Source organism: Allobosea sp. 05T422_2, assembly GCF_056396265.1.
The window spans coordinates 1-14802 of sequence record NZ_JBFTLD010000161.1 but is presented as its reverse complement, the minus strand read 5'-3'; the positions used below and the strand labels follow the sequence as shown (position 1 = coordinate 14802).

The window sequence follows — 14802 nt, the reverse complement described above, 5'->3', positions numbered from 1 at the left end:
GCTCAACCAGGCGGCGGTTCAGAATGTCGTCTACGCGCCGACCGGCTTCTATCTCGGCTACCAAGCCTGGCGGAAGAACGTCTCGGGCGTCGTCAGCGGGCCGTTGCCGTTCTTCTGGGGCGTCTCCAAGGCCTGATTTGCAACGATAGGGATACAGCGCCGCGATGTTGGCTTTCATCGTCAGACGCATCATCACGACCATCCCGGTGATGGCTTTCGTGGCGCTGTTCGTCTTTTCTCTCCTCTACATAGCGCCGGGAGATCCGGCGGCAGTCATCGCGGGTGATCAGGCGACGCCCGCGGATGTCGAGAAGATCAGGCTGAGCCTCGGGCTCGACCGCCCCTACCTGATACGGTTCGGCGAGTGGCTCTTCAGGGTGCTGCAGGGTGATCTCGGCACGTCGATCTTCACCTCGCTGCCGGTGACGCAGCTCATCTCCCAGCGCATCGAGCCGACCGTCTCGCTGATGGTGCTGACGCTGATCTTTGCGGTCGTCATCGCGGTGCCGATGGGGGTGATCGCGGCCTGGAAGGCAGGCACCTGGGTCGACAAGTTCGCGATGGCCTTTGCCGTTCTCGGCTTTTCCATCCCGGTCTTCGTCGTCGGCTATCTCCTGGCCTATGTCTTTGCGCTGAAACTCGACTGGCTCCCGGTGCAGGGCTACACGCCGCTCTCGGAAGGGCTGTGGCCGTGGCTCCGGAACCTCATCCTGCCCTCGGTCACGCTCGGCCTCGTCTATATCGCGCTGATCGCCCGCATCACGCGCGCGACGATGCTCGAGGTGCTGCAGCAGGACTACATCCGCACGGCACGTTCCAAGGGGCTCGGCCAGCGCAGCGTCCTGTTCCTGCATGCGCTGAAGAATGCCGCGATCCCGATCGTGACGATCATCGGCATCGGCATCGCCCTGCTGATCGGCGGTGCCGTGGTGACCGAGAGCGTCTTCGCCATTCCCGGACTGGGCCGGCTGACGGTCGATGCCATCCTGCGGCGCGACTATCCCGTGATTCAGGGCGTCGTCCTGATGTTCAGCTTCGTCTACGTGCTGGTGAACCTCATCATCGATCTGGTCTACACGCTTCTCGATCCGAGGATACGCTATTGACGACGCGCTCCGAGAGCCCTGCCGCCGTGGCGGCTCCCGCTCTGGCCGGGATCGGGCCAGAGAGATCACCCCTGAGAAACCTGCTGCGCTTCATGCGCCGGCACCCCTCGGTCGCGATCGGCGGCGGCCTGTTGCTGCTCATGATCCTCATCGGCATCCTTGCGCCGMTGCTCTGGACTGTCGATCCGACCGCGATCGCGCCGGCGAGGCGCACCAGGATGCCCTCGGAGCAGTACTGGTTCGGCACTGACATGCTCGGGCGCGACATCTATTCCCGTGTCATCTACGGCGCGCGGGTTTCGCTGATTGTCGGCTTCACCGTCGCCATCCTGTCGTCTCTGGTCGGGTTGGCGATCGGCCTTTTCGCAGGCTTCGTGCGCCGGGCTGACGGCATCGTCATGCGGGGCATCGACGGCATGATGTCGATCCCGCCGATCCTGCTGGCGATCGCGCTKATGGCGTTGACGCGCGGCTCGGTCCAGAACGTCATCATCGCCATCACCATTGCCGAAATCCCGCGCGTCGCCCGCCTGGTGCGCGGCGTGGTGCTCAGCCTGCGCGAGCAGCCCTATGTCGAGGCGGCGGTGGCCGCCGGTGCACGCGCGCCGCGCATCATCATGCGCCACATCCTGCCGAACACCATCGCGCCGATGACCGTGCAGGCGACCTATATCTGCGCCAGCGCGATGATCGTCGAGGCGATCCTCTCCTTCATCGGCGCCGGCATTCCGCCGGCGAYGCCGTCCTGGGGCAATATCATGGCCGAGGGCAGGGCGCTCTGGCAGGTCCGGCCGCATATCGTGCTGTTCCCGGCGGTCTTCCTGTCGATCACGGTGCTTGCCGTGAACCTGCTCGGTGACGGCCTGCGCGACTCGCTCGATCCCCGCCTGGCAAAGAGCCTCTGAGGGGAACCGCATCCACCATGCCGGCTGGCTCTGCCGCAGCGTCCGCTGGCCTCGCACCCCGGATTCGGGGTGCGGTCTGCGGAAATCCGATGGCGTCCATGCGGGCTGACCGGCTTTCGCCTGCCCTGGATGATCGCGATGCTGGCCCGTGCGCTGAGGAGGAAACAAGGTGAGTCGAATTCTGACGGTGGCCGCAGCCCAGCTCGGCCCCATCCATCGGGATGAAAGCCGCGCTTCGGMCGTCGCCCGCATGATCGCCTTGATGCGCCAGGCCAAGGGGCATGGCTGCGATTTCGTCGTCTATCCAGAAGCCGCCCTGACAGCCTTCTTTCCGCATTGGTGGATGGATGACGAGGACGAGATCGATTCCTATTTCGAGAGTGCCATGCCCTCGAACGAGACGGCGCCGCTCTTCGAGGAGGCCGCCCGTCTCGGTATCGGCTTCCATCTCGGCTATCCCGAGCTCGCCTTCGAGGACGGGCGCAAGCGCCGCTTCAACACCGCGGTCCTGGTCGACAAGAGCGGCTCGATCGTCGGCAAATATCGCAAGATCCACCTGCCTGGACATCCCGAGCACCGGCCGGGCGCTCCCTTCCAGAATCTCGAGAAGCGCTATTTCGAGACCGGCAATCTCGGCTGGCCCGTGTGGCGGACGATGGATGCCAATATCGGCATGATGATCTGCAATGATCGGCGCTGGCCCGAGAGCTATCGCAGCATGGGGTTGCAGGATGTCGAATTGATCGTGCTCGGCTACAACACGCCCAAGCATAACCCCCCGGCGCCCGACCACGACCGCCTCGGCAATTTCCACAATCAGCTCGTCATGCAGGCCGGTGCCTACCAGAACGCCACCTGGGTCGTCGGCGTGGCCAAGGCGGGGCTCGAGGCCGGCGTCGACCAGATCGGCGGATCCTGCATCATTGCGCCGACCGGCGAGGTCGTGGCCCAGGCCGTCACCGAGGGGGACGAACTCGTCGTCGCCCGCTGTGATCTCGATCTCGGCAAGAGCTACAAGGCATCCACATTCAATTTCGCCCGCCACCGCGAGCCGGAGCAATACCGGATGATCGTGGAGCGCAAGGGCGCTATCTCACCGCTCTGAGTTTGCCGTCAAAGGACCAGCCATGAACCACGATCTCATCCTGAAAGGCGGGCGGGTCATCGATCCCTCGCAGAAGCATGACGGCATTCTCGATGTCGCCTTCACCGACGGCAAGGTCTCAGGCTTCGGCAAGGACCTGAAGGGYGGCGCCGATACTGAAGTTCGCGATGTCTCGGGCTATATCGTTTCGCCCGGCCTGATCGACCTCCACACCCATGTCTATTGGGGCGGCACCTCGCTCGGCATCGATGCCGACGAGTTCTGCCGCATGTCCGGCGTCACCACCTCGGTCGACACCGGCAGCGCCGGACCGGGCAACTGGGCCGGCTTCCGCAAGCATGTGATCGAGCAGAGCCRGGCCCGCATCCTGGCCTATCTCCATGTCTCGCATGCCGGCATCTACGGCTTCGATCATCGCGTCATGGTCGGCGAGAGCGGCGACCTGCGCATGATGAATCCGATTGATTGCGTCGAAGTCGCCGACGCCAATCGCGACTATATCGTCGGCATCAAGGTCCGCGTCGGCCTGCATGCCTCGGGCACGTCCGGGACGGTGCCTCTGAACATCGCGCTGCAGGTGGCCAACGAGGTCGGCATGCCGCTGATGTGCCATATCGACCATCCGCCGCCATCCTATGAGGAAGTCATCGGCATGCTGCGGCCGGGCGACGTACTGACCCACGCCTTCCGGCCGTTCCCGAACGCACCCGCGACGGCCCAGGGCACGGTGAAGCCGGAGGTGCTCGCCGCCCGCAAGCGCGGTGTCATCTTCGATATCGGCCATGGCAAGGGCTCGTTCTCGTTCAAGACGACGCGCGCCATGCTTGCCAATGGCTTCGAGCCGGATGTGATCTCGTCGGACGTTCACAAGCTCTGCATCGACGGGCCGGCCTATGACCAGGTCACCACCATGTCGAAGTTCCTCTGCATGGGCATGAGCCTGAACAACGTCATCGCAGCCTCGACCGTGAATGCCGCCATGGCGCTGAAGCGTCCCGAATACGGCTCGCTGAGGGTCGGCTCGCTGGGCGACGCCACCATCCTCACCGTCAAGGAAGGCAAGTTCGACTATGTCGACGTCGTCGGGGAGCACCTGATCGGCGACAAGAAGTTCGTTTCCGAGGGCGTGGTGCTGAAGGGCAAGTGGTGGCACCCGAAGCGCACGAACAAGTTCAAGAAGGTGGCGGCCTAAGGCCAGGTCGTGCTGCCGACAAGCCCGGGCTTGACCCGGGCATCTCACGTCGGAGTCTCACGGGCGCGCGTTGTGTGCCGTCCGCGGAACGCCGCGCCACAATAACGATAGAGGAAACACCATGTCTGCCGAAGCCAGGCTCAAGGAACTCGGGCTGACACTGCCCAACGTCGCGACGCCGGTCGCCAACTATGTCCGCTTCAAGCGGGCTGGCGATATCGTCTATCTCTCCGGCCAGGGGCCGCGTCGGGCCGATGGCAGCTATCCGACCGGCAAGGTCGGCGCCAATGTCACGGTCGAAGAGGCTTACGAACACGCCAAGCAGACCGGGCTTGGTCTGCTCGCGGCTATGCAGGAGGCCGCCGGTTCGCTCGACAAGGTCGAGGTCATCAAGCTGCTCGGCATGGTCAATGCGGTGCCGGATTTCGCGGAACAGCCCAAGGTGATCAACGGCTGCTCGGACCTGTTCGTCGCCGTTCTCGGCGAGAACGGCCGTCACGCCCGCTCGGCCGTGGGCATGGGCTCGCTGCCCAACAACATGACCGTCGAGATCGAAGTCATCATCCGGGTGCTGCCATGACCGCGCTTGCCGAGGAAATTGCCCGCGTCTACGGCACGCCGGCCGTCGTCATCGATCTCGATAAGGTCGAGGCCAATATCGCGCGCCTCCAGGCCGCCTGCGACGCCGCCGGCGTCGCCAATCGTCCGCATATCAAGACGCATAAATCGCCCGAGCTCGCGCGCCTGCAGCGCGAGGCCGGCGCCCGCGGCATTACCTGCCAGAAGCTCGGCGAGGCCGAGGTCATGGCCGATGGCGGCCTCGACGACATCATGATCAGCTACAACATCCTCGGCGAGGAGAAGCTTGGGCGCCTCGGCGCGCTTCAGCGCCGTGTGCGGATGATCGTGGCGGCTGACAATCCCGTCACCATCGCCGGCCTGCCGACGGCCGCCGAGATCGCCGGGCGCGACCTCGAGGTCGTGGTCGAATGCGACACCGGTCGCCAGCGCGCCGGCGTCGAGACGCCTGGTGAGGCGGTCGAGCTTGCCAAGATGATCGCCGGTTCCAAGGGCCTGCGCTTCGCCGGCTTCCTGATGTATCCGCCGGAGGATGGCTGGGACCGGACGCAGCTCTTCCTCGACACGGCCAATGCGGGCCTGCGCGATGCGGGGCTCGAGGCCGGCATCGTCTCGACCGGTGGCTCGCCCAATATTCCGAATATCGGCAAGCTCAAGGGCGCGACCGAGCACCGCGCCGGTACCTCGATCTTCAACGACCGCATGCAGGTCGCGGCGGGCGTCGCCAGCCTCGATGACTGCGCCTTGACGGTCTATGCGACGGTGGTGAGCCGTGCCGGCCCGGAGCGCGGCATCCTCGATTCAGGGTCCAAGACGCTGACGAGCGACACCGGCGGCCTCGAAGGGCACGGCTATATTCTGGAGTATCCGTCCGCCAAGATTGCCAAATTCGCCGAGGAGCATGGCTTCCTCGACCTTGCGGCCTCGAATGAACGGCCGAAGGTCGGCGAGGTCGTCCGGATCGTGCCGAACCATGTCTGCGTCGTCGTCAACATGGTCGACAGGCTGATCACGGTGCGCGGCGACAAGCTGATCGGCGAACTACCGGTCGCGGCGCGCGGCAGGCTGACCTGACAACAGGATCATCGGACCGGATCGCGCAGCCGGTCCGATGATCTGACCTTCAGTGTCTGCATCGGCCTTCCCAAGCCGTAATCCACGTTCCGGACCGATTCTCAAGGCTCCCTCGCCGCACCCGGCGGGGGAGCCTGAACATCTTTCAGCTCAGAATTTGTAGGTGACGCCTGTCCCGATCAGCCAGGGATCGATCTTGACCTTGCCGCTGACCAGGCCGTTGTTCACCTTGACCTTCGGCTCGAGGAAGATCTTCTTCACGTCGAAGTTGATGCCCCAGTGGTCGTCGATCATGTAGTCGAAGCCGGCCTGCAGGGCGAGGCCGAAGCTGTCCTTCAGATCGAAATMGGTGAAGCCGCCCTTGGCCTTCTCGTTGAAGAAGACCGTGTAGTTCACGCCGGCGCCGACATAGGGCTTGATGCGCCCGAGGTCAGTGAAGTGATATTGCAGCATCAGCGTCGGCGGCAGCAGCCAGGCAGAGCCGATCCGCGCTCCGGCGAGAGCACCAGCGCCTTTGACGCGATGCGGGGTGACGCCAAGGATCAGCTCGGCGGCGATGTTCTTCGTGAAGAAATAGCTGATGTCGAGTTCGGGCACGACCGAGGTCGAGATGCTGACGTCCGCGCCGGGAACTGTGACGCCGCCGATCCGGAGCGAGGCATCCTCCTGTGGTACCACGACGAGTGCGCGCCCGCGGATCATCCAGGGGCTCCACTGCGCCAGAATCGGCGCGACCGGCTGTACCTTGTAGGAGGGCAGATCGGCTGCCTCAGCGCTTGTCAGCGCGGTGCCTGCGAGCAGGACGGCGCTCAGAGCGGTCGGGAGAAGGCGTGTCGTCATGATGGTCCCCAGCTGCTGCCGGTGGGCGACTCAATCCATCGCAACTTGCCCGGCCGGTGGGACCGTTCTTCGCCAGTGCTCGGGGAAAGTGATTGATCTGCGTCAAGACGGCGACAGGACTGCCGACGATCACGGCGCCCTGTTGCAGCATTGACGCAGAGATTGTGCTTGGCGCCCATCCGAAGCCGGGGCCAGGCGCGATGCCACGCCCCGGACGGCCGAAGGGCTCAGCTCTCGGGGTGCCTCGCATTCCAGGCAGCAGCATACTCGCTGCACAGCCGATCGAGCTCGGTGCGGTCCGTGATCCCCGCCGGTCGGGCACGAGACGGCGAGGCGGCCTGGTAGGGCACGGAGCGCTGGTGCGCGATGCGCCAGAGCCGCCGCAATTCGGCGAGCGGGTCTGCGTGATCGTCGACGCGGATGTCGAAGCTCGGAAAGGCATCGGTCGACCAGATCCGAACCGCGCAGGACTGGCGACCCCGCTTGTCGCCGCCGGCCCGCTCTCCGGCCTCGAGCGCAACCAGCAAGCGCTCGTCGAAATCGAGCGCCGAGGCCGCAATATAGGCCTTCAGCGTTTCCTCGATCACCTGCGGTCCGGCGAGCATGTTGCCAGCCACCGAGACCTGCGGGCCTTCGACCGAGCCGCACCAGTCGATGCAGGCCGAACCGGTATGAGCGGCAATCTTGCCGTCCCGGTCGATGATGTGCAGCTGGCGATGATTGCGCCCCTCATCGGCCGCTGTGAGGTTGGCGACGATCTCGGCGGCCGGGCGGCCTTCGAGCAGAAGCCGCAGGCCATCGATGCCATAGAGCGGGTTGAGGAAGGCTTGTGTGGCAAGCGCCCCCGTGCGCGCCGCGCCCTGCGGCACGCGCGAGCCGACGGCGAAGGCGCAGGTGGAAACCGCGACGCCATAGGCGCCTGTCGCCGCATCGCGGGCGACGATAGACCAGGTCATGGAGCAATCCTTCTCAGCGGCCGGCGGCGTAGGCCTGCATCAGACGTGGCGTCGCCGCGGCACGCAAGAGGCCATTGCTGCTCTTCTCCGCCGCGGTCAGGCGTCCGACGGTCCAGGCCGGGGCCTTCTCGAGATCATGGCCGCGCCGGACCAGATCGGCGATCGCCGCAGCGCCGATGCTCTCCTCGACCGTGAGATGCCCCGGCCGCGCTTCGCGCGGATAGAAGGTCGAGGGGAAGTGCTGCGTGTGGAACAGCGGCAGGTCGATCGCCTCCTGCAGGTTGAGACCGTGGTGCACCCGGCGCAGGAACATGCCGAGCTGCCATTGCTCCTGCTGGTCGCCGCCCGGCGTGCCGAAAGCCAGGCGCGGTTCGCCATTCTCGAAGGCCAGTGTCGGCGTCAGCGTGGTGCGCGGGCGCTTCAGCGGCGCGAGCGAGGCCGGCAGGCCCTCTTCCAGCCAGAATGCCTGCGCGCGCGAGTTCAGGGGGAAGCCAAGCTCGGGGATGACGGGAGAGGATTGCAGCCAGCCGCCAGACGGCGTGGCGGCGATCATGTTGCCCCATTTGTCGATCACGTCGATATGAACGGTATCGCCGCGCTTCGACGATGCAACCATCGAGGCGAGCGTCGGTTCGCCGACGGTTGCGCCGCCGGCGCCGCTCTGCCCGGCGATGCGGATATTCGCCAGCATCTTGCCGACCTGCTCCTCGAAGCCGGGGATCATGCCGGGGCGCAGCTCATGCGAGGCCTTGTCGGTGATGAGATTGCGCCTGCCGCGGGCGTAATCCTCCGAAAGCAGCGTCGCCATCGGCACCTTCACGAAATCCGGATCGCCGTAATAGGCCTCGCGATCGGCGAAGGCGAGTTTCATCGCCTCGGTGACGTGATGGATGAATTCCGGGCTGGCCGGTCCCATCGCGGCGATATCGATGCCTTCCAGGATCTTCAGCGTCTGCAGGAAGACGGGGCCCTGGCCCCAGGGACCGATCTTGAAGACCTCCCAGCCGTGATAGTTCACGCTCGCGGGCGTTTCGTAGGTCGGCTTCCAGCGCGCCATGTCGTCGGCGGTGAGCAGGCCCTTGTGGCGGCGGCCGGAGGAATCGATCGCCTCGGTCGTGCGGCAGAATGCGTCCATCGCTTCCGCGACGAAGCCCTTGTACCAGGTGTCGTAAGCAGCCTCGATCTGCTTCTCGCGCGAACCGCCGGCGGCTTCCGCTTCCGACAGAATGCGCTTGTACGTTTCCGCCGCGGCCTTGTTGCTGAAGAGTTCCTTGCCCTTCGGCACGTTGCCGCCCGGCAGATAGACCGCCCCCGAGGTCGGCCACTCATTGGTGAAGAGATCGGTCAGGGAGCCGATCGTGTCGGAGACACGCGGGAGCATCGGATGGCCGTTCTCGAAATAGCCGATGGCCGGCTCGAGAACCTCACGCAGCGACAGGCGGCCATGGTCGCGCAGCAGCGTCATCCAGCCGCCGAAAGCGCCGGGCACGACCGTCGAGAGCAGTCCCGATCCGGGGATCAGGTCGAGGCCGAGTTCCTTGAAGGCCGCAATGGTGGCTGCCTGCGGAGCCGGGCCCTGCGCGCAGATGACTTCGACCTTCTTCGTCTCGGCCGAATAGAACACGGCCGGCATGTCGCCGGCCGGGCCGACCAGATGCGGCTCGACGACCTGGAGCACGAAGGCTGCGGCGGCACAGGCATCGAAGGCGTTGCCGCCCTTTTCCAGCATGGCCATGCCGGAGGCCGTCGCGAGCCAATGCGTCGAGGTGACGACACCAAAGGTGCCGAGGATTTCGGGGCGGGTCGTGAACATGATGCTATCCCTAGGCTTGCTTAGTGTTCTTTGGGGTCGAGCGCGTCCCGCAGGCCGTCGCCGAGCAGGTTGAAGCCGAGAACGGCGAAGAAGATGGTGATCCCGGGCGCGACCGACATCCACGGCGCCTGCTCCATGAAATTCTTGGCGACGTTGAGCATCTGACCCCAGGACGGAGCGGGAGGTTGCTGGCCGAGGCCGAGGAAGGAGAGGGCCGCTTCCAGGATGATCGCCTGCGCCATGAACAGGGTGGATTGCACCACGATCGGCGAAAGCGTGTTCGGCAGGACGTGAAGGAACAGGATCCGCATGTCGCGGGCACCGATCGCGCGCGTTCCCTCGATGAAATCCTCGGCCTTGATGCTGAGCACCTGGCCCCGGACCAGCCGGATGAAGATCGGAACGGCCGAGAGGCCGATCGCGATCATGGCGTTGGTCAAGGAGGGGCCGAGGATCGCTGCAAACGCAATCGCGACGATCAGGAAGGGGCAGGCCAGCATCGCTTCTGTGACGCGCGAGATCGCGATGTCGATCCAGCCGCCATACCACCCCGCCAGCAGCCCGAACGGTACTCCGACCGCCAGCGCGATCGAGACCGAGAAGATGCCGGCCAGCAGCGAGGTTTGCGCGCCGTAGAACAGGCGGGAGAACTGGTCGCGGCCGAGTTCGTCGGTGCCGAACCAGTACAGCGCCGAAGGCGGCTTGCGGATGGCGAGGAAGTTCGACTTCAGCGGGTCTGCCAGCGGCAGCAGCGGCGCCAGGATCGCCATCAGCACGAAGATCAGCACGAGCGCCCCGCCGATCTGGGCGGAGCGGTTGTGCAGCAGTTTCGTCCAGGCGCGCGGGCTTCGCGCCGGCAATGGTTCCAACGAGCTGGTCGGGGACGGGCGGTCCAATGCGATGTTCGCCATCAGCCGTCCCTCAGGCGTGGGTTGACGAGGATGTAGAGCAGGTCGGCAAGCAGGTTCATCAGGATGAAGCCGATTGCAGTGCACAGGACGACGCCTTGCACCACGCCGTAATCGCGATTGAACACGGCGTCGATGATCAGCTTGCCGAAACCGGGAATCGTGAAGACCTGTTCGGTCAGCACAGCTCCGGCCAGCAGCTCGCCGAAGAGCAGCGTCGAGAGGGTGATGATCGGAATCAGGGCATTGCGCAGCGCATGGCGGTTGACGACCGTCTGCTCGTCGAGCCCCTTGGCGCGCGCGGTGCGGACATAGTCGGACTGCAGGACCTCCAGCATCGCAGCGCGCGTATGGCGCATCAGGAAAGCCGCAAGCCCGCCGCCCRGCACGAAGGCGGGCATGATCAGCCGCTCGATCGCGCCGATCGGGTTGCTGAAGATCGGCTCATATCCCGATGCCGGCAGGAGCTTGAGCTCCACCGAGACGAGCAGGATCAGCATGATGCCGAGCCAGAAATTCGGAATCGAGAGACCCGACAACGCGAGCGCGCTGGCGGAATAGTCGAGGGCCGTCCCCTTGTTGCGGGCGGCGATGATGCCCGCCGGGACGCCGATCGCGACGGCGACGAGGATYGAGGCCGTGGCGAGCTGGATGGTGACAGGCAGCTTTTGCAGGATCAGCCCGAGCACCGGCTCGCCGGTTCGCAGCGAGCGGCCGAAATCGCCCTGCACGACCTGGCCGAGCCAGGCGAAGAACTGGACGACGATGGGATCGTCCATCCGGTAGATTTCGCGCAGCCGGGCGATCACCTCCGGATCGCGCTCCTCGCCGGCGATGACGAGGAACGGATCGCCGGGCAAGGCTCGCTGCAGGGCGAAGACGAACAGCGACACCAGAAAGAGTGTCGGGATCGCGATCAAGACGCGGCGGCCGATCAGGGTCAGCATGGCTGCCCCCTAAGCCCGGCCGCCATTCCGGGCGACGCAAGGGTCGCCCGGAGCTGACGAGGGTGTGGGGTTCGAGAAGAGGCGGTCATCACTTCTTCTTCAACCCGGCGAGCCGGATCATGCCGTCGGGATTGATCACGAAGCCATCGATGTTGGAGCGCAGCGCGAAGAACACCGTCTGGTTGTAGAGATAGACGATCGGCAGCTCGTCCTGCAGGATTGCCTGCGCTGCGTCATAGAGCTTCTTGCGCTCGGCGACGTCATAGACGGTGCGGGCCTGGTCGAGCAGCTTGTCGACCTCCGGATTGCTGTAGCGTCCGTCGTTCTGGTTACCCTTCGACGTCACGAACTGGTGGATATTGCCATCGGGGTCGATGCGGCCGGACCAGCCGATGCGGCTCATCTGGAACTTGCCCTGCTGCTGGTCGCGCAGCTGGCTCGCGAATTCGCTCGAGCGGATCTGGATGTCGATGCCGGCTTCCTGAGCCATTGCCTGGATGACCTGGCCAAGCTGCGCGTCGACGGGATTGTTGGTGACGAAGAGCTCGGCCGAGACCTTTTCGGCACCGGCTGCCTTGAGCAGCGCCTTCGCCTTGGCGACGTCGCGCGCCGGCACCGGGAAGTCGGCGCTGAGATAGGGGTTTCCGGGGTTGAACGGCTGGATCATCGGCTCGTACAGCCCTTCGAACACGACCTGGCTCAGGACCTTGCGGTCGATCGCGAGCGACAGGGCCTGGCGGACGCGCTTGTCCTTGCCCATCGGCTGGTTCGCCGCCTCGCCATTGGACGTGTTGATGGTGATGCCCTGATAGCCGAGATTCGATGTGCTGGCGATCTTGAGCGACTTGTCGCCCCGGGCGCCCGGCACGTCGGTCGGCGCAAGGCGCTCCAGCATGTCGAGTTCGCCGGCTCTCAGATTGGCGAGACGCACGGTGGTGTCGGGGATCGAACGATAGAGCACCCGGTCGAACTGGTAGTTCGCGGCCTCCCAGTGTTCCTTGAACTTCTCCAGCACGATGCGGTCGTTCTGGACGCGCTCGACGAACTTGTAGGGGCCGGAGCAGATCGGCTTGGCGCCGACATCGCCGCTGAGGCTCTTGGGAGCCAGCATCATGCCGGCGCGATCGGTCAATTGGGCAAGCAGGGTCGCGTCGGGGCGCTTGAGCTTCAGCACGAGCGTGGTGGCATCGACGGCCTCGACACTGTCGACCGAGGCGAGTTCCGATTTCCGCAGGGAGTCCGGCAGCGTGCGCGCCCGCTCCAGATTGGCCTTTGCCGCTTCGGCATTGAAGGGCTCGCCGTCATGGAACTTCGCATCGCTGCGCAGCTTCATGGTCAGCGTCAGCCCGTCAGGGGAGAATGACCATTCGGTCGCCAGCCGCGGGACGAGCTTGAGGTCAGGCGTGATATCGAGCAGCCGGTCGCACAGCCCCATGAAGACGATGCGACCGACGAAGGTGCGCGCCTTGTGGGGGTCGAGCACGTCGGGGTCTTCCTGCAGGCCGACACGCAGCGTGTTCGGCGCCTGCGCCATGGCTGGCAGGCTCGCGATCGTCAGGAAGGTCGCTGAAACCAGCGCGGCAATGAGCTTCATCGGTTTTCCCCTGTTGGATTTTCTGTGTGAGGCGCGTTCGCGCGGCCGGATAGAGATCTGGCGCATGGCCTGCCGAACGCAGGCTGCTTGCGCCGCTAGGTCGATATGCAGAATCCGAAAGCGAAGAGCCTCCCGGGTTGGTCCCGTTCAGCACCAAGTTGGCGCAAGTTTCGGCGGGCGTCGATCATGCGCTGCATCATTCTTGCGGAGTATTGTTCCCGGGTCGCCGTTCGGCTTGTATGCAAGTTGGCGGCCAAGCTCTCCGCTTCTGGCTKAGGCCGGCATGTCCGGGCTACGCGCACGCAGGGCATGATCTCTGATATGCACTGCGCCAGACGGATACGGGTATCAGGCGCAGTTTGTATGCGCTGGAAACAGGGAATGGGACGGATGCTTCTGGGTGTGATTGCCGACGACATGACGGGTGCGACCGACGTCGCCCTGATGCTGAACCGGGCCGGGATGCGGACGGTTCAGGTGATCGGCGCGCCATCGGCCAATGCAACCCTGCCGGAGGCCGATGCGGTCGTCGTCGCGCTGAAGTCGCGCACCAATCCGGTTTCGGAAGCAGTGGCGCAGTCGCTCGCCGCCTGCGAGGCGCTGCTCGCCGCCGGGGCGCGCCAGATCCTGTTCAAATATTGCTCGACCTTCGACTCGACTCCGCACGGCAATATCGGCCCCGTGGCGGACGCGCTGATGCGCCGGCTCGGCGCGGAAAGCGTCATCATTTGCCCGGCCTTTCCCGCGAATGGCCGCTCGATCTATCAGGGCTATCTCTTCGTCGGCTCCGTGCCTCTGCATGAGAGCTCGATGAAGGACCACCCGTTGACGCCGATGCGGGATTCAAACCTGATGCGCCTGATGGCGGCACAGACCGAGACCCCTGTCGGCCATATCGGATACGCCACGGTCCTGGCTGGGGCCGGCGCGGTCAAGAACCGGCTTGTGGAACTGGCGGGGCAGGGCGTGCGCTATGTCGTGACCGACGCGCTGACCAATGACGACCTGATGGTGCTGGGCGCTGCTGTCGATGGGGCGGTCCTGCTGACCGGCGGTTCCGGCATCGCGATGGGGCTGCCGCAGAACTTCCGCAAGGCAGGGCTGTTGCCGGATCGCGATATCGCGGCCCATCTCGAGGCGCCCGAGGGGCGGGCCGGCATTATCTCGGGCAGCTGCTCCACTGCCACACGCGGGCAGATCAAGGCGGCGCTTGAAGCCGGATATCCCGCGCTGAAGGTCGATCCGCTCGCTCTGGCCACCGGCGAGCAGACGGCACGAATTCTGGCCGATTGGGCGCTGGCGCAACCAGCCGATCGACCCTTCCTCGTCTATTCCAGCGATGACCCGGCCGAAGTCGCCGCGATCCAGGGGCAGCTTGGCCGCGACAAGGCCGGTGAGATCGTCGAGCAGGCTTTCGCTGAAACGGCGCGCCTGCTCGCCAAGGGCGGTGTTACGCGCCTGCTCGTCGCCGGTGGCGAGACCTCGGGCGCCGTTGTCCAGGGCCTCGGCATCCAGACGCTCGAGATTGGCCCCGAGATCGACCCCGGTGTGCCGTGGACTCGCGTCGTCGGTAGCCCCGCGATGGCTGTTGCCCTGAAATCCGGGAATTTCGGCGCACCGGATTTCTTCCTGAAGGCATGGAGCCTGCTCCGCTAGGTCATCGGACCCGATATCGTATCCGGTCCGATGACCTAGCTGTTTAGTCCCGGCATTTGATGGATTGGATCGAGCCTGAATCGTTCTGGCTCTGAAGTCCAGCATTTGCAGATGAACTCGTAGGGTG

The 14802-nt window shown here is 65.1% G+C and carries 13 protein-coding genes; 7 read left to right on the top strand and 6 right to left on the bottom strand.

What is annotated here, in order from left to right; translation table 11 throughout:
* Positions 1-164 precede the first annotated feature (164 nt).
* From AC1DJT_RS23660 to AC1DJT_RS23635, 6 genes are all read left to right on the top strand, one after another.
* Positions 165-1106 carry an ABC transporter permease gene (locus tag AC1DJT_RS23660; protein ID WP_441508620.1) on the top strand — a complete coding sequence of 314 codons (942 nt, stop codon included), beginning with the start codon at positions 165-167 and terminating at the stop codon, positions 1104-1106.
* Positions 1103-2011 carry an ABC transporter permease gene (locus AC1DJT_RS23655; RefSeq protein ID WP_476834983.1) on the top strand — a complete coding sequence of 303 codons (909 nt, stop codon included), beginning with the start codon at positions 1103-1105 and terminating at the stop codon, positions 2009-2011. The genes AC1DJT_RS23660 and AC1DJT_RS23655 overlap by 4 nt, the downstream gene beginning before the upstream one ends.
* 169 nt (positions 2012-2180) lie before the next feature.
* Positions 2181-3116, top strand: a complete 936-nt coding sequence (locus AC1DJT_RS23650) for an N-carbamoyl-D-amino-acid hydrolase (protein WP_476834982.1) — start codon at positions 2181-2183, stop codon at positions 3114-3116.
* Between the two features lie 22 nt (positions 3117-3138).
* Complete coding sequence (locus tag AC1DJT_RS23645) at positions 3139-4308, top strand: amidohydrolase/deacetylase family metallohydrolase (RefSeq protein WP_476834981.1); 1170 nt, start codon at positions 3139-3141, stop codon at positions 4306-4308.
* A gap of 121 nt (positions 4309-4429) precedes the next feature.
* Positions 4430-4888: a RidA family protein gene (locus AC1DJT_RS23640; RefSeq protein WP_113515557.1), complete on the top strand. Its 459-nt coding sequence runs from the start codon at positions 4430-4432 to the stop codon at positions 4886-4888.
* A complete protein-coding gene (locus AC1DJT_RS23635; protein ID WP_441489071.1) occupies positions 4885-5961 on the top strand; it encodes a D-TA family PLP-dependent enzyme in 1077 nt (358 codons plus the stop codon). Before AC1DJT_RS23640 ends, AC1DJT_RS23635 begins: the two co-directional genes overlap by 4 nt.
* Before the next feature lie 150 nt (positions 5962-6111).
* Here the strand turns inward: AC1DJT_RS23635 and AC1DJT_RS23630 are convergent, their stop codons facing one another.
* From AC1DJT_RS23630 to AC1DJT_RS23605, 6 genes are all read right to left on the bottom strand, one after another.
* On the bottom strand, positions 6112-6801 hold the full coding sequence (locus AC1DJT_RS23630) for an OmpW/AlkL family protein (RefSeq protein ID WP_476834980.1): 690 nt from the start codon (positions 6799-6801) through the stop codon (positions 6112-6114).
* A gap of 227 nt (positions 6802-7028) precedes the next feature.
* Positions 7029-7757, bottom strand: a complete 729-nt coding sequence (locus AC1DJT_RS23625) for a DUF1028 domain-containing protein (RefSeq protein WP_441508616.1) — start codon at positions 7755-7757, stop codon at positions 7029-7031.
* A gap of 13 nt (positions 7758-7770) precedes the next feature.
* Complete coding sequence (locus AC1DJT_RS23620; protein ID WP_441489074.1) at positions 7771-9570, bottom strand: gamma-glutamyltransferase family protein; 1800 nt, start codon at positions 9568-9570, stop codon at positions 7771-7773.
* A gap of 20 nt (positions 9571-9590) precedes the next feature.
* The gene (locus AC1DJT_RS23615) at positions 9591-10481 is read right to left on the bottom strand and encodes an ABC transporter permease (protein WP_441489075.1); all 891 of its coding nucleotides are present in this window, start codon (positions 10479-10481) and stop codon (positions 9591-9593) included.
* Positions 10481-11425 carry an ABC transporter permease gene (locus AC1DJT_RS23610; protein WP_476834979.1) on the bottom strand — a complete coding sequence of 315 codons (945 nt, stop codon included), beginning with the start codon at positions 11423-11425 and terminating at the stop codon, positions 10481-10483. Before AC1DJT_RS23610 ends, AC1DJT_RS23615 begins: the two co-directional genes overlap by 1 nt.
* Positions 11426-11513: 88 nt before the next feature.
* Positions 11514-13019: an ABC transporter substrate-binding protein gene (locus AC1DJT_RS23605; protein WP_441489076.1), complete on the bottom strand. Its 1506-nt coding sequence runs from the start codon at positions 13017-13019 to the stop codon at positions 11514-11516.
* Positions 13020-13400: 381 nt separating this feature from the next.
* On the opposite strand from AC1DJT_RS23605, the gene otnK reads away from it, so the two are divergent.
* Positions 13401-14675, top strand: coding sequence for a 3-oxo-tetronate kinase (gene otnK / locus AC1DJT_RS23600; RefSeq protein ID WP_441508615.1), 1275 nt, complete (start codon positions 13401-13403; stop codon positions 14673-14675).
* The last annotated feature ends 127 nt before the right edge of the window (positions 14676-14802 follow it).